A 24,519-nucleotide genomic window follows, 5' to 3' on the forward strand; every position below is an offset into this window, starting at 1 on the left:
GAGAGTGTTCAGATGACGGCCCGGCGTGGTCCATAAAGGCCGCGTCTGGCCGTCGTGCGAACCATATAGTCCGCGATTATCCTTTAAGAACCTCTACCATGGTCGTTCCGAGTCGGGCAGGGCTCGGGCTCACACGAATGCCAGCCTCTTCCATTGCCGCGATTTTGGATGGCGCGTCGCCTTTTCCGCCCGAAACGATAGCACCGGCATGGCCCATAGTCCGGCCTTCTGGCGCTGTGCGGCCCGCGATGAACCCAACCATTGGCTTCTTGCGGCCCTTCTTGGCCTCGTCGATCAGGAATTGTGCAGCTTCTTCTTCAGCAGAACCGCCGATTTCACCGATCATGATGATCGATTTGGTCGCGTCGTCGCCGAGGAATTTCTCCAGCACGTCGATAAAGTTGGTGCCGTTGACCGGGTCACCGCCAATGCCGACAGCTGTCGTCTGGCCAAGGCCAGCCTGCGAGGTCTGGAACACAGCTTCATAGGTCAGTGTGCCGGAGCGCGAAACGACGCCGACAGAGCCCTTCTGGAAGATCTTGCCAGGCATGATACCGATCTTGCACTCTTCCGGGGTCAGAACGCCTGGGCAGTTCGGGCCGATCAGGCGGGAGTTTGATTTCTCAAGCTTGGCTTTCACGCGCACCATGTCGAGCACCGGAACGCCCTCAGTGATACAGGTGATCAGCTCGATGCCTGCATCAATGGCTTCTTCGATAGCCGCTGCTGCGCCAGCTGGTGGCACGTAGATCACAGACGCGTTCGCGCCGGTGGCTTCCTTGGCTTCGCCTGCATTGGCGTAGATAGGCAGCTCGGTGCCATTGTCGGCTTTCCATTTCTGGCCAGCCTTCTTCGGGTGCGTGCCGGCCACCATCTTGGTGCCGTAATATTCCAGCGCCTGATTGGTGTGGAACGAACCGGTATTGCCGGTCAGCCCCTGGACAATGACTTTAGTGTTCTTGTCGATAAGAATGGACATGTATTTGGTCCCTGAATGTGTGTCGCGCCTCAGGCGCGGAAAATTCGAAAAAGAAGGCTAGCCTTTGATCGCGTCAGTGATCTTCTTGGCTGCATCGTCGAGATCGTCGGCCGGAATGACGTTCAGGCCGCTCTCCTTGATGATCGCCTTGCCTTCGTCGACATTCGTGCCTTCGAGACGAACGACCAGCGGCACAGCCAGATTGGTCTCTTTCACCGCGGCGATCACGCCCTCGGCGATGACGTCACATTTCATGATGCCGCCAAAGATGTTGACCAGGATGCCTTTGACGTTCGGGTCCTTCATGATGATCTTGAAGGCCGCTGCGACTTTCTCCTTGCCGGCGCCGCCGCCAACATCACAGAAGTTCGCTGGCTCTTCGCCGTACAGCTTGATGATATCCATCGTCGCCATGGCGAGGCCTGCACCGTTCACCATACAGCCGATTGTGCCGTCGAGGGCGATATAGGCGAGGTCCCATTCGGACGCCTCGATCTCTTTTTCGTCTTCTTCAGTCTTGTCGCGAAGCTCAACAATGTCCGGATGACGGAAAAGCGCGTTGCCGTCGAAGCTGACCTTGGCGTCGAGGACGCGCAGATGGCCGTTTTCCATGACGATCAGCGGGTTGATCTCCAGCATCGCCATGTCCTTCTCGGTGAAGGCTTTGTAGAGGATCGGGAAGAGCTTCATGCCGTCGGTGCGGGCATCGCCTTCCAGCTTCAGCGCATCACAAAGCGCGGCGCTATCCTTGTCGGTGACACCGGCAACAGGGTCGATTGGCAGGGTGAGGATTTTCTCTGGCGTCGAATGCGCGACTTCCTCAATGTCCATGCCGCCCTCAGTGGACGCCACGAAGGCCGGCTGGCCGGAGGCGCGATCGACGAGCAGGGAGAGGTAAAGCTCTTTCTCGATGTCAGCGCCGTCTTCGATGTAGAGACGGTTGACCTGCTTGCCCTTGGCATTGGTCTGGGCGGTGACGAGGTGATTGCCGAGCATCTGCTTGGCATGCTCCATCACTTCTTCTTTTGTGAAGGCGAGGCGGACGCCGCCCTTTTCGCCGGCTTCCTTCTCCACGAATTTGCCCTTGCCGCGTCCACCTGCGTGGATCTGGCTTTTGACAACCCAGAGCGGTCCGGGAAGCGTGTCGACGGCCTTTTGGACGTCATCGAGCGAGAGCACTGGCACCCCATCTGCAACGGGCGCACCATAGGATTTCAGGACAGCTTTGGCCTGATATTCGTGAATATTCATGTAGAAAATAGCCTCTTCATAGCGTCGGCAAGTCAGGCGCCAACGCGCCCGTTTGAACTGCTGGCCTTATAACACCGCAAAACTCAGGCGCAACAGAATGGGTCCAGATGTTGAACCAAGCTATTTCAATCGGCCCGTGGATCAATCTCACCTGTTGTAGCCATTGTTGGTAGCGTAATATTCCACGGCTCCTGCGCATCGCGGGGCGGTTCTTGCCGTTTTGCCCTGCGCCACAGCATGGAAATTGTCAGAACGGTCGACAAAATCGCCGCCAACAGGAACAGACCGCCATCTGTAAAAGGCAGCCGGAAGGCGAGACCGGAGAGCGGCGGACCCACAACAGACCCGACCGCCCAGACAAAAAGAAGCCCGGTCATCACGCGTGAAATCTGGCTTGAATCGGCCCGATCAATCGCATGCGCAACGCCGATCCCGTAGAATGAGAGAGAGCCTGCGCCCCAGACGCCCAGCGCGATCAGGATCCACGTCGTCGGCAGGCCGGGAAACAGCCCCAGCACCAGCGCCGCAAACCCGGCAATCCCGGCCATCACAGCGATCACCAGCCGCCGGTCGACATGGTCTGAAAAGCGCCCGGCCGGCCACTGGCTGATCAGCCCGCCGCTCCAGGCTGCCGCCGCCGCAAGCGCCGCAGCCCCCGTCGCGCCACCCGCCGCCTCCGGAAGGGCCACGCCCGCATAGATCGGCAGCAGCGCCATCGTCCCGCTATTGATAAGTCCCGCCAGAAAAACCGCCACGACAGCGCCCGGCGCCATGTTAAACAGCGTGCGAAGCGCCATCCGCTCACTCGTCGGGGGAGGCGGCTCCCCGCGCCGCGTCAGACAGACCGGCAGCAAGGAGAGACAGAGGAAAATCGCGCACCAGAGATACGGCCTGAAATCGAGCGGCGCGAGACCGGCCACAAAGAACGGGCCGATCACAAGCGCGACCTTGGCAATCAGGTGATAAAAGCCGCTGACACTGCCCCGGCTCTTCGGCGACACCGTCGCGCCAAGCCAGCACTCGATGCTCGCAAACATCCACGCAAAGGCGCCGCCCTGAATGATCCGAACCGCCGTCCAGCCCCACGGGTCGAGCGCCAGCTGCATGAAGAGAACGCTCGCGCCGCAAACTGCCGCCGCTGCCGAGAAGACGCGGATATTGCCGAAGGCCAGCACCGCATTGGACGCGGTATACGCCCCCGCCATGAAGCCCATCGCATAACCGGCCGCAATCAGACCGATCAACCCCGGGCTAACGCCGAGCGTTTCCAGCCCCAGCGGCGTGACAACACCAAGAATGCCCCCGCCAAGCTGCAGAAAAGCCGCCGCCGCAATCAGGGCCCAGACATTGCGATAATCAGCCATTTATTGAGCCGGGCTCCCTTTCCCCGGACGGGATGTCCGGACCGGGCTTATTCCAGCCCGATATCGGCAAAATCAACATCGTTCTGCCGCACGACCTGCCCATTAGCATCCTTAAGCTGAAGCGAAAGTTTACGCCCCGCCCAGTCGATCTCGACCTCGCCATAATTTTCCGGCGGGAAGGCCGCGCCGATCTGGCGCTCATCCATCTCGGCGAGCTCCTTGGCAAAGGAGACGTTCAGCGATGACGCCGTCAGCTCATTCGCCTCATAGGGCAGCACGTCTGCCTCTTCATAGATATAGCCAGAATGCCGGTCACCCGAGAGGAGGACAACGCCCTTGGCATCGGTCGATTTCACCAGGTCGAACAGGCGCTGGCGCTCAGCCGGCAGGGTCGACCAGGCTTCCCAGCCATGCACTGTTGGCATCACCTGAATGGACGACACGATCAGACGAATATCAGCCGGGTCCTGCAGCTGGTTTTCCAGCCAGGTCCACTGCGCCGCGCCGAGCATGTCCTGCAGCGAGCCCTCCGGCGCCGGCATATACCGTTCCTTGCCGGGGGCATTGTACTCATCGGTTGGGGTCAGATCACTGCGGAAGAAGCGCGTATCCAGCATGATGATCTGCGTGCGCTGGCCTTCGGGCCCAAAGCTGCGCGCATAATAGGTGCCAGGCCACTGGCCGACATCCTCATCAGCAAGCCCCCAGAACGTCTCATGCACCCGCTCGGCAAGGCCCTTGAACGGGAAGTCCCGGCCGCCATCATTCTCGCCCATATCATGGTCGTCCCAGGCCACCATCATCGGGAATTTCGCGCGCACCGCCTGGAAAACCGGGCTCGCGGCAAGATCGGCAAAGCTTTCGCGCAATTCTGTCAGCTCGACATCATTGACCGCATAGTCGCGCCCGTCGCGGTCACCATAGACATTATCGCCAATCATCAGGAACAGGTCAGCGTCTTCCTTCCCCAATTGGGCGAGCGTCGGGCTGTCCTTTTCCTCGTCATTGCAGGAAGCAACGAGGATACGCGTCAGCACCGCATCATCGGCCGGTAGCGGCACCCCCTCCGGTGCAACCGGCAGCTCAGAGGCCGGGATCGTCTCGTAATACCGGTTCAGGGCCTCAACGGCCGTTTCCGGATCGCCTTCGAACAGGTTCGAAAGAGGCGTCTGCGTCGTGGTGCAGGAAGCAAGGGCAAAAACGGATACAGCGGCGAGAGGTCTGACAAGCATGGGCGGGGCTCCTGGTGGTCGATCTACCCCCTAGCTAAACACCCGCCCGCGACATTGTTCAACGACTTACCACTCGCCGCCGCCAATTTAGTGCGCCTCAGGCCCATGTCCCATGGAAGCCCAGCGGCCAGGACCGCGTCCCCCGCCAGATGCAGACCGGGCCATCGCTGACATGCGCAGCATCGAAAACGCAGATATCCGTCGTGCCGGTTTTAAGGTTCAGCACAGGCCCCACCAGCCAGCTTTCAGCTTCACCCGCCTTGCCGGGCTTCGGCACGAACAGAAACTCTTCCACCATCCGCGTATCGCCAAAGTCGAACGTGTCAGTCTGACCAGTCTCCCAGTCCAGCACACTGATCGCCGTATGCCCCGGATGGACTTTGCTCGGACCGCTCACAAGCGCCGTCATCCGGCGCGACAGGCCATGCCGACGCGGATCGACCTGCGGAAAATCGCCTTCCAGCCCGGTTTCGATCAACCGCGCATCTCCGCTTGGCGGAATGACGATCTGGGTAAAGTTGCTGGTGAACCCGTCATTGCGACCACCCCATTTCCCACGGATCTCATCAACACCGCCGCCAACACCAAGGATTGGCTCTTTATAGAGCGCCGCATCCAGCCGGATCGTACCATCGCTCTCTTCCCAGGCCGCACCTGTATGGAAGAAGGCGCGAGCCGGGCCTTGCGCCCAGCGCTGGTTAGAAAAGTCGTCCTTGTCGACGATCAGGAAGCGGAAGCCCTCTTCCGGGCGCCATTCAAAGCCTTCAACAATCGGCGGGCGCAAATTCTCATTGACCCAGGGCTGGACCATGATGACGAGGTGGCGATCGGTCATCGCCCAGTCATGGATATACGCCGCCTTGCCGATGTTCAGCATGTCGAAGCTCTTGAAGCTGCCATCTGCGCCGATCTTGTAGACCCCGACATTGCGTCCGCCGACCGCGAGATTCCAGACGGTGCCGTCCGGCTCGGTTTTCGGGTGTGCCAGGAAGGGCATCGCCTCAAGATCCGGGCGCCAGTCCTTCACGCCGATTGTCTTCAACGTCTCCGGCTCCAGCTCGATGGCCGATCCGCCTTCCCACAGCGCATAGAGTTTACCGTCGATCACGATCACGGACGTGTTTGCGGCATTGAGGTCATCCGGGCGCTCAATCGGGAAATCAGGGTCGCCATGCGTGCCGAAGCCTGCCGCCATGAACCGGCCTTCGGCCTGCTCAATGCGACGCTTGACGGTTTCGACGAACTTTCCCGAATGCACGGCCTTGCCGCCCTGGATATCGATCCGCTGGACCATGCCGTCGCCGTCAAACCAGTGGCTCGCATAATCATCCTTGCCATAGAGGAATTGCGCCGGGCCGTTGCGATAGAGCGTTCCCGTCAGGCCCTCAGGCACATTGCCATAGACCAGCCGCATCGGCGCCGGATCAAACCCGCCCGCTGGCGCAGTTGAATAGCCAAGGTGCCAGTCCGGCATGCCCTTGGTGTCCGCAAAGACAGACGGGAGACCAAACCCGATTGCTGCAGAGGCAGCCGTACCGGTGAGAAGAAAGTGACGACGTGAAACTTGCATGGCGATCATCCTTGAAAGGTCGAGCTAGCTGGCCGCTGACCCTCCAGGGGCCAGTCGGCTCATGAGCGATTAGTTGATGGAAATGGTCTGGTCGGCGCCGTCTTCGGTGACCTCGAACTTCGCCGCATCCCAGCTTGGCGGGCCGAACCGGCCCTTGGCATTGTTGGAGAAGGCATAGGGCTCGGTCGGCATGCCAAACGGGTTCGTTCTCATTTCTCCGTTGCCATCGACGTCGTGATAGATTTTCAGGCCGTACTCGCCGGGCGCCAGCCCATCGATCGACACCGTGACGGTTGCCCCATCGACGGTCACATCTGCCCCGGTCAGGCTATCGCCATTGTCGTAACCAGCCGCATCATAGACGCCGAGCCGGATTTCGCCGGTCTGCTCGGCGATATTGTCGAATGTGATGTTCAGCGTACCAGCCTGCGCAAAAGGGGCGGCGGCGACAGCGGCGAAGGCGAAAGCGATAAGGGTCTTGCGGCTCATTTGAAGTCTCCTGATGTGTCTGGTCAGCGGCGTTTGCCTGCTGTGAAACAACAGATGACAGGCCCTTTTACCGGCTTCATCCGGGACTTCATGAGCGGACTGGAATCTTTCGCGAAATGCCGCCAATGTCATTCACGAAACGCCAATGACCGGGGGAAAACCGTTTGCGCGACGCGATTGACTGGCCAAAAAGGCGGCGCGAAGTGCTGGTCTACTTCGTCGTCTCCATCTTTCTGACGTTCATGAACCCGTATTATGCGACGCGGGACCTCATCTTTCCGCTCGCCTTTCTCTACTGGTTCGTTCTGATCCTCTCCGGCTCGGTCGCCGGCTGGCTTTGCTCCATCGCCTATCAACGCCTCTGGCCGACCGGCCCAAGATGGCCGATGCTGGCCTTCAGCGCGGCTGGCGCTGCCTTGGCGGTTACAGGTTTCATCATCCTGCTTGAAAGCCGGTTTTTCATGCGGCCCATCCCGCTTAACGAAATCCCGCGTGTCTATGGTCTGGTTCTGGTCATCTCCATCGCCCTGACGATATTATCAGAGCTTGTCGACCGCGCTTTCGTAAAAGACCCGGCAGCCGCAGGCGAAGCCGCCGCCAATCCTCAAGCCAAATTCCTCGAACGCCTGCCCGTGCGCTATCGAACCGCAGAGCTCTGGGCCATCGCGTCAGAGGATCATTACTGCCGCGTCTATACCAGCCTTGGCAGCGAAATGGTGCTGCTTCGCCTGTCAGATGCCGAGCGGGAACTGACAGGGGCGAACGGGCTACGCGTCCACCGCTCCTGGTGGGTCGCACGCGATGGCGTTGCGGACTCAAAACGCGAAGATGGCCGCATCAAGCTGGTCCTAAAATCGGGCGAAGACGTCCCCGTCTCCCGCTCCTATCAGGCCGCCGTCCGCGAAGCTGGCCTCGCGCCCTGAACGCGCGCCAGACCGCCAATCTGCAGATGTCTTGATCTGGCCCCAATCAGGCCCGGAATGGAACCTATTCCTGAATGAGTATGTTTCTTGCACGATGCCGGCTCCATATGGGTTGCTTCAACTGAAGGCTCCGCCAGAGGGCCATTATTCGCAAGATGAGATATTAAGATGACCAGAGCCTTCTCGAAAGGTGTCACCATCGCGCTTCTGGGTGCGATCGCCACCGCGACCCTGATCATGGCATTTGCGCCATCAGGTTCGATCTATAACGGCTAGACCGGCCGCCCCCCTTTAAAATCAGCCCGCAACCTGTTCGACGCCCTCGGTGTCGATCGTGTCTCTATGCTGCGTAATTGTTCGGCCTTCGATCATGAGGTCCGGCAAGATTTTCGCCAGCGGCACAAGCACAAATGCCCGCTCCAGTATCCGTGGATGCGGCAGGGTGAGCGTTGGCGACCTGAGAGCGACCCCGTCCATCCATAGGACGTCGACATCAATCAGCCGCGGCCCCCAGCGCACCCCCGCCTGCCGGCCAAGCGCCTTTTCCACGCCCTTGCAGACGCTGAGCAGGGCCTCAGGCTCAAGAGACGTCTCGATGAGCGCACACGAATTGATGAAATCAGGCTGATCCTCCAGCCCCCAGGGCGGCGTCGAATAGGCGGGCGACAGGGATAGAACCTCAATGCCGGGTTCATCCCGCAGCGCCGCAATCGCCGCCTCGATCATGCCAATTCGGTCCCCGAGATTGGACCCGAAACCGAGCGCGGCCTTACGCATCCCGCTCCAGCATGATCTCCACGCCGACCGTATCAATAAAATGCCGGATCGGCGCATTTGGCTTACGGATACACACCCGCACACTTTGCACCAGAGGAAAGCCGTCCAGCACTGCGCTCGCAATCCGTTCTGCCAGCGTCTCGATGAGATTGAACTTTACGCTTGCAGACACTTCATGCGCGAGATCGCAGATGTGCCCATAGTTTACGGCCTCCTCCATATCATCGCGCATCGGCGCCTCACGGCGCACCTTGCATTCGATATCGGCGAAGAATTTCTGCCCCAGCGTCTTTTCCTGCGGCATCACACCGTGAAAGCCGTGGATCGCCAGATTGGTTACGAAAACTTTTTCAGTCCGCCGCATCTTCCAGTCCTTCCCAGACGGCCAGAGCCTGCCTGTGTTCGCTGACATCGTGGACGCGCAGGATACGCGCCCCGTTCATCACCCCATGCAATCCGGCCGCAATCGTGCCGGGCAACCGCTTTGACTTGCTCGCCCCGGTGCGCTTACCGATCATCGACTTGCGCGACACCCCGACCAGCACCGGCAGGCCAAAAGCCTTAAGCGCGCCTAGATGCGCCATCACCAGATAGTTCTGCCGGTAGGTCTTCGAAAAACCGACGCCCGGATCAAGGATGACATGCGCGCGGTTGAGACCTTCCGAATCGCAGGCCTTGAGCGCCGCCTCGAAGAAGGCCGGCATATCGCGCGCCACATCGCACGCTTCGTCCGCCTCGCCGCGATTATAGGTGATCACCAGCGCAGACCCGGTTTCCACCGCCGCCGCAATCATGTCCGGGTCAGAAAGGCCCGACACATCATTGATGATGACCGCACCTCTCTCAGCCGCAGCCCGCGCCACGCTCGCCTTATAGGTGTCGATCGACACCGGCACACCGCCCGGCGACACAATCGCCTCGATCACGGGGATAACCCGCGCCAGCTCATCGGCCTCGCTCACCGGCACAGCCCCCGGCCGCGTCGATTCCCCGCCGACATCGATGATGTCCGCGCCTTCATCCTCCATCACGCGGGCCCGCGCGACCGCATCGCTCCGCCTCACATGCGCCCCGCCATCGGAAAAACTGTCTGGCGTGACATTCAGAATGCCCATGATGAGCGTCTGTTTGCGCGCGCCGTCGAGGACGCGCGCCCTTTGCAGGTTCCGTTCTGAGCCTGGCAGGCTCACGCTTTTGGTCCGCCTGGCATCACCGGACGGTCTCTGAAAGCGCCGAGTGAGACGGCCCGGTCATACATGACCAGCGCGCCCGCGAGGCTCACATTGATGCAGAACTTGGTCGGGATCTTCACCACATGGTCACACCGCGCCAGCATCTCCGGGCTGAGATCGCCCCGCTCACGGCCGAGCACATAGGCTGCCGCTTTCGGGTGACGAAATTCCGGCAGGGTGATCGCATCCTCGGTCAGCTCAATCCCGACCAGCTGGCAGCCCTTGGGAAACGCCATCTCGTCCATGCTGTCCCACTGATAATACGGCACGCTCTCGAACGTCTTCGACGTGTCTGCCTTGTAGGCGACCTTCACCCGGTCCGCCGCACCGACCGAAAACACGAAACTCGCGCCAAATGCATTCGATGTCCGCATCAGCGCGCCCAGATTCATCGGCTTGGAAATCCCTTCAGCGCCGATGGCGAAATAACCCCGCATCCGTCCTAAACCTCTCCACCTGTGGTCAGTCGCCACGCCACTATGATCACCAGTAGAACCCCCGGCATGATAAGGCTCACCTTACGCGCCAGCCTGATATGCGCCAGCGCCGATGGGTATTCTGCTGTAAGATACTTTGCTGCATCGCCAGCTTCGTCACCCGGCTCAAGCGTATCGCTGCCATTCACCGCATGCAGAACGGCAAACCGCGCCGGGCCATCCTCCAGCGTGTCAAACTTCGCCCGCGCCGCCCGCTTCAGGGCCACCCCTGCCAGGAGGCGCATCTGCACCGCCAGCGCAAACACGAAAAAGACCAGCACGCCGGCAATGAAAAAGATCAGTGTCGTCCCACTCATCGCCCAGTCACCTCATTGTCGCCACTTCAAACCGTCCGGCGCTTGTTACCACACCGCGCTTCATCGTTTCCGCATTGAACGGCATCTCGACATGGCCGAGCACATCGAGACAGATCATGCCGCCATCACCGCCGAGCAAATTGAGATCTTCCAGCGCGCCATCAGACGCGGCCTTAAGGTTCTGCTTGCCATAACGCACGCGGGACGACACATCCGCCGCCGCATTCGTCCGCAGGAAGTACTCGCCCTGCCCCGTACAGCAGACAGCCACCCGCTCATCGGCCCAGATGCCAGCGCCAATAATTGGCGTATCGCCCACCCGGCCGGGCGTCTTGCCAAGCAGCCCGCCGGTCGAGGTCGCCGCGGCCAGCCGTCCCTTGGTGTCGAGCGCAATCGCGCCAACCGTGCCGTGCGACAGCTCGCCCTTCTTCACCGGGATAGTCACCGCCGGCTTGTAATATTTCTTCGGTTTGTGGACGCGCTCCAGCTTGTGTTCGCGCGCAATCATCGCCGCGCCCTTGCCGACGATCAGCACATGCTTTGTCTCTTCCATCACAAGCCGCGCCGCCGTCACCGGGCTTTTAAAGCCGCGCAAAGAGGCCACCGCGCCCGCATTGCGAGAGCGCCCGTCCATGATCGCCGCATCCAGCTCCCATTGCCCGATCGCATTGGGAGAAGACCCGCGCCCGGCAATATGATGACCGCACTCTTCCAGCGCGATGACCAGCGAATGCACAACCTCCAGCGCCGCTTCCCCGCGCGCCAGCCGCGTCTGCCCTTCGCGCAACAGCTCTGCCATATGCGCCTCGGCGCCAGCATGATCGCGCGGCCGCAAAGGCCCCGCACCACCATGAAGGGCCAGCGCCCAGTTCTCAGCCATCGACCCGTTTCTCCTTGCCCAAACCGGATTTTCCCTGTGGAACGCTTCACAGCGCGCGGTGCCATGGATAGGTTCGCCCCGTCAATGCGAACAATCATACACAGTAGAAGAGGAATACGCCCATGAAAGCCCTTTTGTCCAAGACACCAGGTGGCCCCGAAGCCCTCGTCCTTGAGGATGTCGATTCCCCGACCCCCGGTGACGGCGACGTCGTGGTCGACGTAAAGGCCATCGGCGTAAACTATCCTGACGTGCTGATCATTCAGGACAAGTACCAGTTCAAGCCAGAGCGCCCCTTCTCACCTGGCGGCGAAATTTCCGGCACGGTCAGCGCCGTCGGCAAGGGCGTCACCAATGTGAAAGTCGGGGACCGCGTGATGGGCTCGACCGGCTGGGGCGGCATGGCCGAACAGATCGCCGTCGACGCAGGCCGCGTGCGCAAATTCCCTGAATCCATGTCCTATGAAGAGGCCGCCGCCCTTCTGATGACCTATGGCACCTCCTATTACGCGCTGAAAGATCGCGGCAATTGCAAGCCGGGTGAGACCCTGCTCGTCCTCGGCGCGGCTGGCGGCGTTGGTCTTGCTGCCGTTGAGCTTGGCAAGGCAATGGGCATGACGGTGATCGCCGCTGCCTCCAGCCAGGACAAGGTTGACCTCTGCCTCGAAAAAGGCGCCGACAAAGGCCTCGTCTATGATCGTGGGCCCCTGGACCGGGATCAGCAGAAAGAGTTCTCCAACAAGATCAAGGAACTTGGCGGCGGCGGCGTGGACGTCATCTATGACGGCGTCGGCGGCGACTATGCAGAACCTGCCCTTCGCGCCATGAACTGGGATGGCCGCTTCCTCGTCATCGGCTTCCCGGCCGGCATCCCGAAAATGCCGCTCAACCTCACCCTGCTCAAATCCTGCAACATTGTCGGCGTCTTCTGGGGCGCAGCCGTCGCACGCGATCCAAAGGCCAATGAGCAGAACGTCAAGGAGCTGTTCGAGATGTATGAAAGCGGCAAGATCAAGCCGCACGTCTCCAACACCTACCCCCTCGACAAAGCCGCCGACGCCATCACCGAACTGATGGAACGCCGGGCCAAGGGCAAGGTCGTTGTGACGGTTTAATCCAGCCGCTCATCCCCGCGCCCTTAGAGGGGCTCGTGATGAGGGGCGGGGATCTTTCAGCAAAACAGAAACGCCCGGCGGACTAAGGTTCGCCGGGCGTTTTTTCATCGCCGAATGGCAAGCCCGCCCACCCGCCACAGCCAGACCGGACACCAACAAAAAACGAGCCGCACTCGCTTTTCCAATGAATTCGGCGTCCCGTTTCCAATGAATTCGGCGTCCCGACCTTCAGTCAGGTGGCAATAAATGATAGTGGCATTTGGCGTACGTGATTAATAAAAATCGTGGGAACCCTTGCGCTTGCTGTGAAATGGAAAGGATATCGACGATGCGGATGAGAAGCTTCCGCCAATTGACTACTTTTGGTTTAATGTCTTGAAATTCCATACGGATATGGTGATTGAGAACCTGTAAGCTGGGAGATTTAAATGCCGCTGGATACTCCAAGTCAAACAGGCGAAAACCCTCAGAGAAACAACATTGTAAAGTTGCTGGAGGATGCTCGGCGGCGGCTGGTAGAAACTGGCACACGTAATCGGCTAGTTCATACTAACCGCACAAGTAATCGCTCAAAAGTAGTTAATGTCATCAATGAACGCGCGGATGACGTATACCAATTGCTCCGAATAAAATCGAAACGAATGAAGTTTCTGGCGTTGGGCAAAGATGAGAAAGATGACACTCCTGAGACTTTTTCTCTCGCAGCAACAACTGCCCATGCAGATTTTGATGAGGCCCGATTCACCGACAACCTCCTAGAAACGGCGCTCGGGCCAGACAAGCTCGCAAAGCGGCTGTTGAGTTTGGCGAGGGACGCAAAGACGGGCGAAGAAGAACAAGGCATTAACCTGCTCTATCTCGCGATAGGTTTTCTTAACTGGCGAGAGGACAAATCTTCTGCAGTTGATCGGTCTGCTCCTCTCATCCTGTTGCCGGTTGAGTTGGTAAGAAATCAGCAGACTTCGACATACGACCTCAAGTGCCGAAGCGACGAAATTGTTACCAACCTGCCATTGCAGGAAAGGTTGCGCGAAGATTTCGGTATCATCCTGCCCGATATCGATGAAAGTGAAGACTGGTCCCCTGCTCAGTATTTTGACTTGGTGCAGCCCTTGGTCGAGGAGCGGAAACACTGGTCGTTAGATCGCGACGGAATGCAGCTTGGGTTGTTTTCATTCGCCAAAATACTGATGATGCGAGATCTCGACCCCCAGAATTGGTCAGGCACTGAGTTGATCGATCATGATCTCATTTCAGGTCTTCTGGTGTCGGGATTCGAACCAGAGCCACCTCTGTTTCCGGAAAAAGCAAATCTTGATGAGTACCTGGAACCAAAGGATTTGCTTCAGGTGGTTGATGCGGATGCATCCCAGACGAAAGTCGTTGAAGAAGTGCGCGCGGGCAGAAACCTTGTTGTGCAGGGTCCTCCCGGAACAGGTAAATCGCAAACGATCACCAACATTATTGCTTCTGCCGTTTATGATGGCAAAACCGTACTCTTCCTCGCGGAAAAAATGGCCGCGCTTTCTGTCGTTCACAAACGACTTGTCGATTCTGGGCTAGAAGATATCTGCCTCGAACTTCATTCAAGAAATGCCAATAAGAAATCCGTTCTTGTACATCTGAAAAAGACCCTCTCTGCAGCTGCTACCGGCGCAGAGGTTTCCGACTCGTCCACAAATTTGAAAGCCATTCGCGACCAATTGAATGATGTCTCCACGATGCTTCACCAGCCTGTACCGGGACATTCGTTTTCAGCTTACGACGCCTTGGGACGGCTCATCCGCTCTGTGGGCAAGGATACGCCCCCTCCCAAACTGGAAGCATCAAATTTGGCGGACCTGCCCCAAGATGAACTGGACCGCGTACGGGAAGGGCTGACCCGTTATGGAAGCCTGATTGAAGAGATAGGCAATGCTAAGCAGCACCCATTTGCCGGGACAAATGAACTCGGTTTGCAACCCACCGATCTCGAAAGGATAAAGCGCGATGCCGCGAATTTGGCCGAGACTATCGACAGTATTCGGGAGCAGCTTTCCGGCTCTTTGAGGGGGCTTCATATTCAGAAAGAGCCCACAATCAATATGGTGGACAGGCTCTTGAGGTTCGCCGAACATGTCTCGGCGGCTCCATGTAATACAGCGTCGTTAGTCGACTCGCTTGAACCTGATACGTCCCTGGAAAACCTCGAATTCGCGGCTCAAAAAGCTCTTGACTATACCGAAGCTTGGGCCGTCGCCGGAAGCACCTATGTCGAAGCTGCGCTGGCGCATGAAATGCCTCCGCTTCGCACCGCTATTGCTGGCGGCACTTCCTTTTGGTCACGACTGGGCGGCAAATACCGAAGCGCCTCAAAAGAACTAGCTTCGCTCTTGAAGCAAAGCCTCCCAAAGACACAGTTGGATCGTTTGTCTCTCATAGACAACGTTATCGAACTCCAGAAAAAGCGATCTGCTTATATCAGTCAGTCGAGCCAGTTGCGCGTTTTTCTCGGCAATAACTGGCGAGAAGAAGAGACTGACTTTCAATGGGTTCTAAATGCTCTCGAATGGCTCATAGCATTCCAAAAGAACAATCTGGCTGTTTCGCAAGACGTGCTCAAATCGGTGTTGACGAACGCCGACAACAAGATTTTGTCTTCACTTCCGCAAAAGCACGAGATTGATGCTCTGAAATCAGAGCTAAAAGGCGTCATCAACAAACTCAAACTGAACGTGGAGTGGCGGTTTTCATCCAAAGCTAGTGAGCTTCCGCTGAAGGAGTTTCAGGACTTATTATCAAAAATCTCTGCGCAATCTGGTCGTTATGATCAGTGGCGAGAGTACTACATACTTCGGAAGTTCTTTTCTGGTTTGTCCCTCGCGAGCCTGATCACCCGGATCGATAAAGGAGAACTAACCCCGGCAGGAGCAGACGCCGAACTTCTATATGCCCGAGCCGAAGCTCAGTGGCACATCTGTACCGAAGCCCTCCCAAAACTCGCGGATCTTCGCGACACTTCGCGGCATGACCTTGTTCAGGCATTCCGCGAATTAGAGGAAAACCGAATAATCGAAATTCGTGAAGCCGTTCGTCTCAGACACCTGAATCAAGTGCCGCGAGGCGCCGTTGGGGAGATGCAGTACATTCGAGGCGAATTGGCTCGTAAGCGGGGACACAAATCCATCCGCAAGCTGATGGAAAATGCAGGCACCATGCTACAAAGGATAAAGCCCGCACTTTTAATGAGCCCCATTTCGGTCGCCCAATTTCTTCCTCCCGACAGTATAACTTTCGATTTGCTGGTGATTGATGAAGCTAGTCAAGTAAGGCCGGAAGACGCGCTAGGCGCAATTGTACGTGCACGCCAGATCGTGGTGGTGGGCGATCAGAAGCAGCTTCCACCGACGTCGTTTTTCGACCGGGTCTCCAGCCCCGACGAGCAAGATGAAGATGACGCTCTGTCCGACGAGCAGGTCGCTAGGCCTACAGAACTGGAGAGCATTCTCACGCTTTGTGACGCAAAAGGTCTCCGACAGGAAATGCTCGAATGGCATTATCGCTCGCGTGATCCCTCTCTCATCAAAGTCTCCAACAGTGAGTTCTATGATCACAGGCTAATACTACCCCCATCTCCCTTGGAAAGGGACGAGAGCTACGGACTCAAATTGACGAGGGTGCCAGGTGTCTATGCACGAAAGGGAACTGAATCGGGACGACCAAGCACCAACCGAATCGAAGGCCAGGCCATTGTCAAACGAGTGGCGGAGCATGCCCGAAAATCCCCCAATCAATCGCTCGGGGTTGTCACATTCTCAATGGCGCAGCGCGCAATGGTCGAAGAACTGCTCGAATTCGAAAGGCGAACCGACGCGACACTTGACCAATTTCTGCGAGAAGGTCGAAACGAAGACTTCTTCGTAAAGAATATTGAGAACGTCCAAGGCGACGAGAGAGACGTCATCCTTATCAGTGTCTGTTATGGACCACTTGAACCGAATGGGAAGCTTGCGAGTATGAGCTTCGGTCCCGTCAATAGCGAGGGCGGCGAGCGTAGGCTGAACGTCCTTTTTTCCCGCGCACGAATTCGTTGCGAAGTATTTGTTTCTTTTAATCCACGGGACATTGATCTGTCGCGCACCCAGAAGGAAGGCCCCCGCGTCCTCAAGCGCTTTCTCGAATTTGCGCAAACTGGCCATCTCGATGAAAAAGTAGCCACTGGTTTCCTGGCGGACAGCCCTTTTGAGGAAGACGTGGGCGATGTCATACGACGGCTTGGTTATGACCTTGATCATCAAGTCGGCAGTGGAGGATTCCTGATTGATATTGGTGTGAAGAATCCAAAACACCCCGGTCAGTATCTAATGGCTGTCGAATGTGACGGGGCCACCTATCATAGCGCTTTGTGGGCGCGAGAACGTGACCGCCTGCGCCAAGGCGTTCTGGAACACTTGGGATGGAAGTTCCACCGCATCTGGAGCACCGATTGGTTTCACAGACGCGACCATGAAATCGAAAGACTAAAACGTGTTCTGGAGCAGGCCACGGAACAGAGTAGTGAAGGCGTGTCCGTTTCAGGCGCTAACGATTTTGATCCCTTAGGGGAACCTGAAGAAGAAGGCACGGACTGGGGCCTGGAAGTTCCGCTTGAAACGCCGCAACTGAAGGGAGAGCCTTACAAGAGATTTGAGCATATTCTGGGCACATCGCGGGAGCCGCACGATGTTGCGACTGCTTCACTCTCCAAATTGGCAGAGGCCGTTATTCAGACCGAAGGTCCGGTCCACGAAGAGGAAGTTGCCCGAAGAGTTGCATATGCCTTTGGAAAAGAGCGGACTGGAGCACGAATAGTCGACGCCACGGGCAAGGCGTTGAAACACCTTTCAGCCACGACCCCTGAAGTTTTCTCCGTAGATGGCTTCTGGATGACGAAAGCGCAGCACAGCAACCCGGTAGTCAGAGATCGCTCAGGTGAAACTGGTCCTACCCTTAAGGGATCAATGATCCCGCCGATCGAAATCGCGATGGCGAAGAATTTGATTTTCAAGGAATGCGGTGCGGTGGATCGTGAAGAGCTCGTCAAAGCAATCGCATACATGTTTGGATTCAAGCGAGTTGGACCTGATCTCAGGAGTTCGATTGAGCGTGTTCTTGAGGCAAGTCCAAGACCGCGCTAGTCGAAGGCTTTGATCACTCCTCACCCCAACACCCCGCTTCCAATCTTCGCGCACTCACGCCATTCTGTCCGTCACACATCCGGGAGTGCTGACGATGAGTTATGAAGGCCACGAAGAACACCATTTGATCCACCGGGCCGGCTGGCTGCGGGCCGCCGTCCTCGGGGCCAATGATGGCATTCTCTCCACGGCCAGCCTTCTGGCGGGTGTCGCGGCAGCTTCGACCGGGCGAACCGAGTTGCTGGTGGTTGGCGTTGCCGCCCTGATCGCGGGCGCCCTTTCCATGGCAGCCGGGGAATATGTCTCGGTCAGCTCTCAGGCCGACACTGAGCGCGCGGACCTCGACAAGGAAAAACGCGCCCTGAAGGCGATGCCCGAAGAGGAGCTGAAGGAACTTGCAGAGATTTATGAGGCACGCGGGGTTGAGCCAGCAACGGCCCTCACGGTCGCCAAACAATTAATGGCGCATGACGCGCTTGATGCCCATGCCCGGGACGAGATCGGCATTTCGCCGACCGTCATCGCCCGGCCGCTACAGGCGGCTGTGTCGTCGGCGTTGAGCTTTTCAGCCGGGGCGGCTCTTCCGCTAATTGCCGCCTTGCTGGCCCCAGACAATGCCATCGTCGCCACGATCATCGCCGCGTCCCTCGTAAGCCTTGCCCTGCTCGGCTTTGTGTCGGCAAGGATGGGCGGGGCGAAACCGGCGCGCGCGGTGATCCGCGTTGTTGTGTGGGGCGCGCTCGCCATGGCCGCAACCGCCCTGGTCGGCCATCTCTTTGGCGCGGCGGTCTAGACGTCGCCAATCGGCGGCGTCCCTTGCGCCAATTGCTTCGAAACACATCCCAACGACACCCTGATTTGTCCCACACAAGCGGCGCACGACCTAGATCTCAGGATAGAGCGTCCGCGCGACCGTCTATTCTAACAACCGGTCGCCTGGCAGGAGTGCGCTATCATGTCATTATGTTGCTGGATGCGCCGAGACTCTGCTTCACCGTCGCTGTAGTCGTAATTATCGTAGCCGCCGGAGGCGCTGCTGCTAAGCATGCTCACCGCCAGCCCCGCCAGCATCGGACCGGACGGGGAAGCCGCGTTAACAGGACGGCATTGACCCGAAAAATCATGGTATTCGAAACAGCTTACCACTCCGCCAACGAGATGAGCTCTGACCCAGCCGCGCAGTCCCCCATTGTAGGTATACTCGGCAACTGCATCAGCATTCTGACCATCGTCCGACTGGTTAACTAGCTGCACGGAATAGACCGAGCCACGATCATAACGATTCAAAACCCATGACCGCGCATCTGCGGAAATGATGTCGTCCATGTATCCCGCAAGTGTCAGATTCTCTGGCGCGATTCCGCTCTTTGCATTTGCCGCCATCTCCAGCGCTCGCGCTTGACGCGCCTCTGCTTCGAGCTGGCGCTGTCTGTCTCGCTCGTCATAGTCTTCGTAAACAGTCGCATTAGCGGTCCAGTTTACTTTGACCCGCTCTCCGGTCTGGGGGTTCTTGTAATCGCTGAAACCGGACAGAGACCTTTTATCACAAAAGAAGGGTATCAGGACGCCGCTTTCGTAAACGGCGCAGCTATTTCCGTTCAGGCTGCCATTGTATCTGCAGGGCGATAGCGATCCGGAGTTATTGCTCTTCAATTGGCAGCTGCCGGTTATGATGCCTCGGTTGAACTCGAATTCTCCAGTGTACCCACCGCTGATTTGCTTGGTATGAGACATGAGGTTTTGCGGATTGATATTGATAGACCGGCCGCTAAACGAAACGGCGGGCCGTTGCGGGGGCATTTCTGCCGTCCCGTTGTAGAATCCCTCATAGCGAATTCTACCGCGAAAATCTGGTGGTATGGAAAAGTCTTCGATCGTTTGAACATACTCTCCTGGAGCGGATGGGGCTTGTGAGAATGCCGATTGCGACGCAGCCAGCAGGCCAGCCCCGATACACATCCCGCGCCAAATTTTGGTCCATAACAACGGCGTCTTCATGGCGCCGAATGATGACGTTTCCACCCTGCTTTCCCCCAAAACTGGCTTTCGCCAAACTTTCCCACAAGTTAAATATCTTAACCCTAATTTTCAGTCTAGCGCTTTTTTTAGGTGAGCTTGCAGAGTTAAAATCAAAGTCTTTTTGGCGTCTTGGCTTTGTCAAAACGAGCCAGCAGATTGGGAAATAGCAGATAAGAGCAAATCAGTTTGAAGCGCTAATGGCCCCTGATTTCGCATTTGCAGCCCTTTTTGGTCCTCCCTGTCTTGCTCACGGCTAATCTCGCCTGCATGTCGCCCTTTGATCCTTTTACCCTTCGCGCCATTGAGCGCGCCTGGCCGCTTCTGATCGGTCTTGGACGTGAGATCGCAGGGTTAACAGGCAAGACGGAACGAGGCGTACATTTTGTAATTTCGCGCCATAAGCGTAATTTTCTGCTCCGTTTGCTCTGTCCAGCTGAAGCCCTGCTTCGGCGCCTCATCATGGCGATGGCGATTAACCTTCTGGCCGAGAAAAAGGTCCGCCTTTGCGTGCGACCGCCTGCCGCCAAACCGAATCTGGTCGCCCCGCGCGCAAAGCGTGCGGCGCGTGAGGCCTCTGTTCGCAATTTCAGTCTGAATGAACCGGTGCCGAGCCTTGCAAGCTGTATTGGAGCGCCCGGCCCCAACCCCTTCAAGCGGGGCAATCCGCGCATCCTCGATCTCAGCAAACCCTATCCAGTATTGCAGGTTACGACCGACACAGCCCCGCGCCCACCGCGGCTTGAGGCGCGGATCAACGCATTCCTTGCCCGGCTTGAGAAGCCGGCCCCAGCCGCTGAAAAACTGGCCCGCGCGATCCTCCGCTTTCGCGCCGCGCCGCCCGGAAAACGCAAACGTGGCCCAATCCGTCCCGGCCTGCCGCCTGGCCTCAGAAGTCAGCACGTCCCACGTTGGCTCGCCGAAATTCTTCGGCATCTCAGCGTGGAAATCCGGCGCGCCGATCCCCGGTTTTACCCGCCAGACCACCCCTTGTTTGCCCGTTAACCAAAAAGCCGCTCATCGCGGCGATTCGCGCTGCAGGCGAGTCGCAATCAGCCTTCATTTCGAACCCGGAACGGTAGTTATGGTTAACAAAGTACGAACGGTATGATTTGCATGGCGTGTGGGCAGCGCCCTTTCGTCATGCATTTACGGATAGAAAGGCGCGAAAGCCCCGTTTTCTTCGCCGCGAATGCCAAGAAAAAGGCCCGCCTCTTATCTGAGACGGGCCTTCCAAAAACGATCGGTCAAAAGCCTCGATCAGGCGACGCGCTCGACCATCATATGCTTGATCTTGGCGATGGCCTTGGCCGGGTTCAGCCCCTTCGGGCAAACCTGCGCACAGTTCATGATGGTGTGGCAACGATAGAGCTTGAACGGGTCTTCAAGATCATCGAGGCGCTCACCGGTGCTCTCATCCCGGCTGTCGATCAGCCAGCGATAGGCCTGGAGCAGCGCGGCTGGCCCAAGATATTTGTCGCCATTCCACCAATAGGACGGGCAGGAGGTCGAACAACAAGCGCAAAGGATGCACTCATAAAGGCCGTTCAGCTCGCTGCGCTGTTCTTCGGACTGTTTCCACTCTTTCTCAGGCTCCGGCGTATCGGTCTTGAGGAAGGGCTGCACATAGGCGTGCTGGGCGTAGAAATTGGTCAGGTCCGGAATAAGGTCCTTCACCACTGGCAGGTGCGGCAGCGGCGCGATCGTAATCGTCGAGCCAGCCACTTCATCCCAGCCCTTGGTGCAGGCAATCGTGTTGTGGCCACCAATGTTCATCGAACAGGAACCGCAAACACCTTCCCGGCACGACCGGCGGAAGGCCAGCGTCGGGTCAACATTGTTCTTGATCCAGATCAGCACGTCGAGAACCATCGGGCCGCAACGGTCCATGTCGACATGATAGGTATCCCAACGCGGGCTTCCGCCCTCCTCGGGAGAATACCGATAGATCTTGAAAGCCTTGGTGTTCTTAGCACCGTCCGGCTTCGGCCACTGCTTGCCCTTTTGCGGGGCGGACCCTTTCGGGAGTCTCAGCTGTACCATGGTTTTCCCCTAATAGACCCGCGCCTTCGGCTCGATATACTCGATCTCGTTCGACATCGTGTATTCGTGCACGGGGCGGTAATCGATTGTCACCTTGCCGGCCTCATCGACCCAGGCAAGCGTGTGCTTCATCCATTCCTTGTCATCGCGGTCAGAATAGTCCTCGCGGGCATGCGCGCCGCGGCTCTCTGTCCGGTTTGCCGCGGAGTTCACCGTCACAGCGGCCTGCGCGATGAGGTTGTCGAACTCCAGGGCCTCGATGAGGTCCGTGTTCCAGATCATTCCGCGATCCTTCACGTCCATGCCGCCGACGCGGGAATAGACTTCCGCGATCTTCTCGACACCTTCGTCCAGAACCTCGCCGGTGCGGAACACCGCGCAATTGGCCTGCATCGCCTTCTGCATATCGAGACGCAGCTTGGCGACCGGCTGGTCACCCGATGCGTTACGGATGCGGTCAAAGCGGGCGAGGTGGCTTTCGGTCATCTTGTCGCTGACTTCCGGCTGGCTCGCACCTGCATCAACCGTCGCGCCGCAGCGCAGGCCAGCGGCCCGGCCGAAGACGACAAGGTCAATCAGCGAGTTGGAACCAAGACGGTTCGCGCCGTGGACGGACACGCAAGCGGCTTCACCAACCGCCATCAGGCCCGGCACGACGCTGTCAGGGTCTGCGCCCTTCTTCGTCAGCACTTCGCCGTGATAATTGGTCGGGATACCGCCCATATTATAGTGGACCGTCGGCAGGACCGGGATCGGCTCTTTCGTGACATCCACGCCAGAGAAGACTTTCGCCGTCTCGGAAATGCCAGGCAGACGCTCAGCCAGCGTTTCAGGCGGCAAGTGTTCGAGGTGGAGATGGATGTGATCCTTCTCTTCGCCAACGCCGCGCCCTTCGCGGATCTCAACTGTCATCGCGCGGGACACCACATCGCGGGAGGCAAGGTCCTTCGCGCTTGGCGCGTAGCGCTCCATGAAGCGCTCGCCTTCGGAATTGGTGAGATACCCGCCTTCGCCGCGTGCGCCTTCAGTGATGAGACAGCCCGCGCCATAAATACCGGTCGGGTGGAACTGGATAAACTCGGTATCCTGAAGCGGCAGACCGGCACGCAGCACCATCGCATTGCCGTCGCCGGTACATGTGTGCGCCGAGGTACAGGAGAAGAAGGCGCGGCCATAGCCGCCTGTCGCGAGAATTGTCTTCTGGGCACGGAAGCGGTGGATCGTGCCATCATCGAGTTTCCAAGCCGTCACGCCGCGGCAGACACCCTCATCATCCATGATGAGGTCGAGCGCGAAATACTCGATGAAGAACTCGGTCTCTTCCTTCACGCACTGACCGTAGAGCGTGTGCAGCATCGCATGACCGGTCCGGTCAGCGGCTGCGCAGGTGCGTTGGACCGGTGGGCCTTCGCCAAACTCGGTTGTGTGGCCGCCGAACGGACGCTGATAGATGCGGCCCTGCTCGTTCCGCGAGAACGGCATGCCCCAGTGCTCAAGCTCGTAAACCGCTTTCGGCGCTTCGCGGCAGAGATATTCGATCGAGTCCTGGTCGCCGAGCCAGTCGGAGCCCTTGACCGTATCGTACATGTGCCAGCGCCAGTTATCCGGGCCCATATTGCCGAGCGAGGCGGCGATACCGCCCTGCGCCGCAACCGTGTGGGAGCGGGTCGGGAAGACCTTCGAAATACAGGCCGTGCGAAGACCTGCCTGCGCCGCCCCAAGAGCCGCGCGAAGGCCGGAGCCGCCGGCGCCAACCACGACGACGTCAAAAGTGTGATCGATAAATTTGTAGTCAGACATTGATGACTTTCCTTCCGGGGCCGGGCGCTCTACGCGCCTGCCGAAATCCAGATTTTCAGGACCGACAATGCGGTCGCGGCAAACAGGCCGATGCAGGCAAACGTGTTGAGGATAAGCAGACCCTGCTTCATCCCCGCCTTACCGATGTAGTCCTCGATCACGACCTGCATACCCAAACGCATGTGATAGAACGCCGCGCCGAGCGTCAAAATCATGAGGATCGCGTTCCACGGCTGGGACATCCAGGCCGTCGCGCCTTCAAAGCCGGACCGGCTGGCGGCGATGACGGCATAGAGAAACCACGGAACGAGGAAAACCAGTGCAATCGCGGAGACGCGCTGGCGGATGTGGTGATCTGTGCCTGACTTGGCGGAACCAAGGCCTCTTGCAACAGCGGCTGGCGTTTTGAAATTCGTGCTCATCATCGCCCCCTAGAACAGATTGGTCGCGAGCGACCAGATCGTGGCAGCGGCGACCAGCGCGGCTGCGAAATTGAAGATTGACCAGAGGCTGGCGACCTTCGGGGTGAACCCGGCTTTCGGGCCGTCCCAGATAAGGTGCCGGATCCCGTTGAAGAAGTGAAACAACACCGATGCCAGCCAGAAGAAGAGCAGAATCTGCCCCACAGGCGACAGCATGATACCTTCGACAAAGCCATAGGCCTCTTCGCCGGCCGCGATGGAGATGATCCATACACTGACCAGAATTGCGCCAAGATAGTTGCCGACACCGGTAACACGATGGAAAATTGATGCAGCCATCGTCCAGTGCCACTTCCACACCTGCAAGTGTGGTGACATCGGGCGTGGATCAGTCCACTCTGAACCTGACATTGGATACTCCCGAACCAGCTGATTTATATATGACGGGTTCTAGATAGGTGAGGCGCGGTGTCAACG

The 24,519-nt window shown here is 58.2% G+C and carries 22 protein-coding genes; 5 read left to right on the top strand and 17 right to left on the bottom strand.

Going from position 1 to position 24,519, the window contains the following annotated elements:
- Positions 1 to 76: 76 nt before the first annotated feature.
- The 6 genes from sucD to B8783_RS14055 all read right to left on the bottom strand — a co-directional run bounded on the left by sucD (position 77) and on the right by B8783_RS14055 (position 6,885).
- Positions 77 to 979: a succinate--CoA ligase subunit alpha gene (sucD, locus tag B8783_RS14030; protein ID WP_084420723.1), complete on the bottom strand. Its 903-nt coding sequence runs from the start codon at positions 977 to 979 to the stop codon at positions 77 to 79.
- 57 nt (positions 980 to 1,036) lie between these two features.
- Positions 1,037 to 2,230, bottom strand: a complete 1,194-nt coding sequence (gene sucC, locus B8783_RS14035; protein ID WP_084420724.1) for an ADP-forming succinate--CoA ligase subunit beta — start codon at positions 2,228 to 2,230, stop codon at positions 1,037 to 1,039.
- A 125-nt stretch (positions 2,231 to 2,355) separates the two neighbouring features.
- Complete coding sequence (locus B8783_RS14040) at positions 2,356 to 3,594, bottom strand: MFS transporter (protein WP_084420725.1); 1,239 nt, start codon at positions 3,592 to 3,594, stop codon at positions 2,356 to 2,358.
- A 47-nt stretch (positions 3,595 to 3,641) separates the two neighbouring features.
- Positions 3,642 to 4,826, bottom strand: coding sequence for an alkaline phosphatase D family protein (locus B8783_RS14045; protein WP_084420726.1), 1,185 nt, complete (start codon positions 4,824 to 4,826; stop codon positions 3,642 to 3,644).
- Positions 4,827 to 4,923: 97 nt separating this feature from the next.
- On the bottom strand, positions 4,924 to 6,396 hold the full coding sequence (locus tag B8783_RS14050) for a carotenoid oxygenase family protein (protein ID WP_169711802.1): 1,473 nt from the start codon (positions 6,394 to 6,396) through the stop codon (positions 4,924 to 4,926).
- Between the two features lie 69 nt (positions 6,397 to 6,465).
- On the bottom strand, positions 6,466 to 6,885 hold the full coding sequence (locus tag B8783_RS14055) for a DUF2141 domain-containing protein (protein ID WP_139792375.1): 420 nt from the start codon (positions 6,883 to 6,885) through the stop codon (positions 6,466 to 6,468).
- A gap of 164 nt (positions 6,886 to 7,049) precedes the next feature.
- Between B8783_RS14055 and B8783_RS14060 the strand changes: the two genes are divergently transcribed.
- The gene (locus B8783_RS14060) at positions 7,050 to 7,808 is read left to right on the top strand and encodes a LytTR family DNA-binding domain-containing protein (protein WP_084420729.1); all 759 of its coding nucleotides are present in this window, start codon (positions 7,050 to 7,052) and stop codon (positions 7,806 to 7,808) included.
- Positions 7,809 to 8,105: 297 nt separating this feature from the next.
- Here B8783_RS14060 and folK read toward each other — a convergent pair whose 3' ends face one another.
- The 6 genes from folK to B8783_RS14090 are packed head-to-tail and all read right to left on the bottom strand — an operon-like array spanning position 8,106 to position 11,490.
- A complete protein-coding gene (gene folK / locus B8783_RS14065) occupies positions 8,106 to 8,585 on the bottom strand; it encodes a 2-amino-4-hydroxy-6-hydroxymethyldihydropteridine diphosphokinase (protein WP_084420730.1) in 480 nt (159 codons plus the stop codon).
- Positions 8,578 to 8,949 (bottom strand): dihydroneopterin aldolase, encoded by a 372-nt coding sequence (gene folB / locus B8783_RS14070; RefSeq protein ID WP_084420731.1) that lies wholly within the window; start codon positions 8,947 to 8,949, stop codon positions 8,578 to 8,580. Before folB ends, folK begins: the two co-directional genes overlap by 8 nt.
- Entirely contained in the window at positions 8,936 to 9,775 is an 840-nt protein-coding gene (gene folP, locus B8783_RS14075) for a dihydropteroate synthase (RefSeq protein ID WP_233355801.1), read from the bottom strand. Before folP ends, folB begins: the two co-directional genes overlap by 14 nt.
- The gene (locus B8783_RS14080) at positions 9,772 to 10,254 is read right to left on the bottom strand and encodes an RNA methyltransferase (protein WP_084420732.1); all 483 of its coding nucleotides are present in this window, start codon (positions 10,252 to 10,254) and stop codon (positions 9,772 to 9,774) included. The genes folP and B8783_RS14080 overlap by 4 nt, the downstream gene beginning before the upstream one ends.
- Before the next feature lie 5 nt (positions 10,255 to 10,259).
- On the bottom strand, positions 10,260 to 10,610 hold the full coding sequence (locus B8783_RS14085) for a hypothetical protein (protein WP_084420733.1): 351 nt from the start codon (positions 10,608 to 10,610) through the stop codon (positions 10,260 to 10,262).
- Between the two features lie 7 nt (positions 10,611 to 10,617).
- Positions 10,618 to 11,490 carry an isoaspartyl peptidase/L-asparaginase family protein gene (locus B8783_RS14090; protein ID WP_084420734.1) on the bottom strand — a complete coding sequence of 291 codons (873 nt, stop codon included), beginning with the start codon at positions 11,488 to 11,490 and terminating at the stop codon, positions 10,618 to 10,620.
- Between the two features lie 122 nt (positions 11,491 to 11,612).
- Here B8783_RS14090 and B8783_RS14095 point away from each other — a divergent pair, with 122 nt between their 5' ends.
- The 3 genes from B8783_RS14095 (at position 11,613) to B8783_RS14105 (ending at position 18,554) form a co-directional block, all read left to right on the top strand.
- Positions 11,613 to 12,605: an NADPH:quinone oxidoreductase family protein gene (locus tag B8783_RS14095; RefSeq protein ID WP_084420735.1), complete on the top strand. Its 993-nt coding sequence runs from the start codon at positions 11,613 to 11,615 to the stop codon at positions 12,603 to 12,605.
- 428 nt (positions 12,606 to 13,033) lie between these two features.
- On the top strand, positions 13,034 to 17,761 hold the full coding sequence (locus tag B8783_RS14100) for a DUF3320 domain-containing protein (protein ID WP_084420736.1): 4,728 nt from the start codon (positions 13,034 to 13,036) through the stop codon (positions 17,759 to 17,761).
- A gap of 94 nt (positions 17,762 to 17,855) precedes the next feature.
- Positions 17,856 to 18,554, top strand: coding sequence for a VIT1/CCC1 transporter family protein (locus B8783_RS14105; RefSeq protein WP_084420737.1), 699 nt, complete (start codon positions 17,856 to 17,858; stop codon positions 18,552 to 18,554).
- Positions 18,555 to 18,682: 128 nt separating this feature from the next.
- Here B8783_RS14105 and B8783_RS14110 read toward each other — a convergent pair whose 3' ends face one another.
- Positions 18,683 to 19,783: a hypothetical protein gene (locus B8783_RS14110; protein ID WP_139792376.1), complete on the bottom strand. Its 1,101-nt coding sequence runs from the start codon at positions 19,781 to 19,783 to the stop codon at positions 18,683 to 18,685.
- 240 nt (positions 19,784 to 20,023) lie between these two features.
- On the opposite strand from B8783_RS14110, the gene B8783_RS14115 reads away from it, so the two are divergent.
- A complete protein-coding gene (locus B8783_RS14115; RefSeq protein WP_139792377.1) occupies positions 20,024 to 20,782 on the top strand; it encodes a hypothetical protein in 759 nt (252 codons plus the stop codon).
- Between the two features lie 255 nt (positions 20,783 to 21,037).
- Here B8783_RS14115 and B8783_RS14120 read toward each other — a convergent pair whose 3' ends face one another.
- Genes B8783_RS14120 through sdhC form a run of 4 tightly spaced genes read right to left on the bottom strand, consistent with a single transcriptional unit; the run spans position 21,038 to position 24,453 of the window.
- Complete coding sequence (locus B8783_RS14120; protein WP_084420740.1) at positions 21,038 to 21,820, bottom strand: succinate dehydrogenase iron-sulfur subunit; 783 nt, start codon at positions 21,818 to 21,820, stop codon at positions 21,038 to 21,040.
- 9 nt (positions 21,821 to 21,829) lie between these two features.
- Positions 21,830 to 23,620, bottom strand: a complete 1,791-nt coding sequence (gene sdhA, locus B8783_RS14125) for a succinate dehydrogenase flavoprotein subunit (RefSeq protein WP_084420741.1) — start codon at positions 23,618 to 23,620, stop codon at positions 21,830 to 21,832.
- A 29-nt stretch (positions 23,621 to 23,649) separates the two neighbouring features.
- Complete coding sequence (sdhD, locus tag B8783_RS14130) at positions 23,650 to 24,042, bottom strand: succinate dehydrogenase, hydrophobic membrane anchor protein (RefSeq protein WP_084420742.1); 393 nt, start codon at positions 24,040 to 24,042, stop codon at positions 23,650 to 23,652.
- A 9-nt stretch (positions 24,043 to 24,051) separates the two neighbouring features.
- Positions 24,052 to 24,453 carry a succinate dehydrogenase, cytochrome b556 subunit gene (gene sdhC, locus B8783_RS14135; RefSeq protein WP_084420743.1) on the bottom strand — a complete coding sequence of 134 codons (402 nt, stop codon included), beginning with the start codon at positions 24,451 to 24,453 and terminating at the stop codon, positions 24,052 to 24,054.
- Positions 24,454 to 24,519: the final 66 nt, after the last annotated feature.

Origin of the sequence: Henriciella litoralis, assembly GCF_002088935.1 — a bacterium.
GTDB lineage: Bacteria > Pseudomonadota > Alphaproteobacteria > Caulobacterales > Hyphomonadaceae > Henriciella > Henriciella litoralis.

What these genes read in the sequence shown, in the direction of transcription:
- sucC (WP_084420724.1), bottom strand. Translation starts at nt 2,230, where the DNA reads ATGAATATTCACGAATATCAGGCCAAAGCTGTCCTGAAATCCTATGGT.
- B8783_RS14050 (WP_169711802.1), bottom strand. Translation starts at nt 6,396, where the DNA reads ATGCAAGTTTCACGTCGTCACTTTCTTCTCACCGGTACGGCTGCCTCT.
- B8783_RS14055 (WP_139792375.1), bottom strand. Translation starts at nt 6,885, where the DNA reads ATGAGCCGCAAGACCCTTATCGCTTTCGCCTTCGCCGCTGTCGCCGCC.
- sdhA (WP_084420741.1), bottom strand. Translation starts at nt 23,620, where the DNA reads ATGTCTGACTACAAATTTATCGATCACACTTTTGACGTCGTCGTGGTT.
- folB (WP_084420731.1), bottom strand. Translation starts at nt 8,949, where the DNA reads ATGCGGCGGACTGAAAAAGTTTTCGTAACCAATCTGGCGATCCACGGC.
- sdhC (WP_084420743.1), bottom strand. Translation starts at nt 24,453, where the DNA reads ATGTCAGGTTCAGAGTGGACTGATCCACGCCCGATGTCACCACACTTG.
- B8783_RS14085 (WP_084420733.1), bottom strand. Translation starts at nt 10,610, where the DNA reads ATGAGTGGGACGACACTGATCTTTTTCATTGCCGGCGTGCTGGTCTTT.
- B8783_RS14080 (WP_084420732.1), bottom strand. Translation starts at nt 10,254, where the DNA reads ATGCGGGGTTATTTCGCCATCGGCGCTGAAGGGATTTCCAAGCCGATG.
- folK (WP_084420730.1), bottom strand. Translation starts at nt 8,585, where the DNA reads ATGCGTAAGGCCGCGCTCGGTTTCGGGTCCAATCTCGGGGACCGAATT.
- sucD (WP_084420723.1), bottom strand. Translation starts at nt 979, where the DNA reads ATGTCCATTCTTATCGACAAGAACACTAAAGTCATTGTCCAGGGGCTG.
- B8783_RS14090 (WP_084420734.1), bottom strand. Translation starts at nt 11,490, where the DNA reads ATGGCTGAGAACTGGGCGCTGGCCCTTCATGGTGGTGCGGGGCCTTTG.
- B8783_RS14040 (WP_084420725.1), bottom strand. Translation starts at nt 3,594, where the DNA reads ATGGCTGATTATCGCAATGTCTGGGCCCTGATTGCGGCGGCGGCTTTT.
- sdhD (WP_084420742.1), bottom strand. Translation starts at nt 24,042, where the DNA reads ATGAGCACGAATTTCAAAACGCCAGCCGCTGTTGCAAGAGGCCTTGGT.
- B8783_RS14045 (WP_084420726.1), bottom strand. Translation starts at nt 4,826, where the DNA reads ATGCTTGTCAGACCTCTCGCCGCTGTATCCGTTTTTGCCCTTGCTTCC.
- B8783_RS14100 (WP_084420736.1), top strand. Translation starts at nt 13,034, where the DNA reads ATGCCGCTGGATACTCCAAGTCAAACAGGCGAAAACCCTCAGAGAAAC.
- B8783_RS14120 (WP_084420740.1), bottom strand. Translation starts at nt 21,820, where the DNA reads ATGGTACAGCTGAGACTCCCGAAAGGGTCCGCCCCGCAAAAGGGCAAG.
- B8783_RS14105 (WP_084420737.1), top strand. Translation starts at nt 17,856, where the DNA reads ATGAGTTATGAAGGCCACGAAGAACACCATTTGATCCACCGGGCCGGC.
- B8783_RS14095 (WP_084420735.1), top strand. Translation starts at nt 11,613, where the DNA reads ATGAAAGCCCTTTTGTCCAAGACACCAGGTGGCCCCGAAGCCCTCGTC.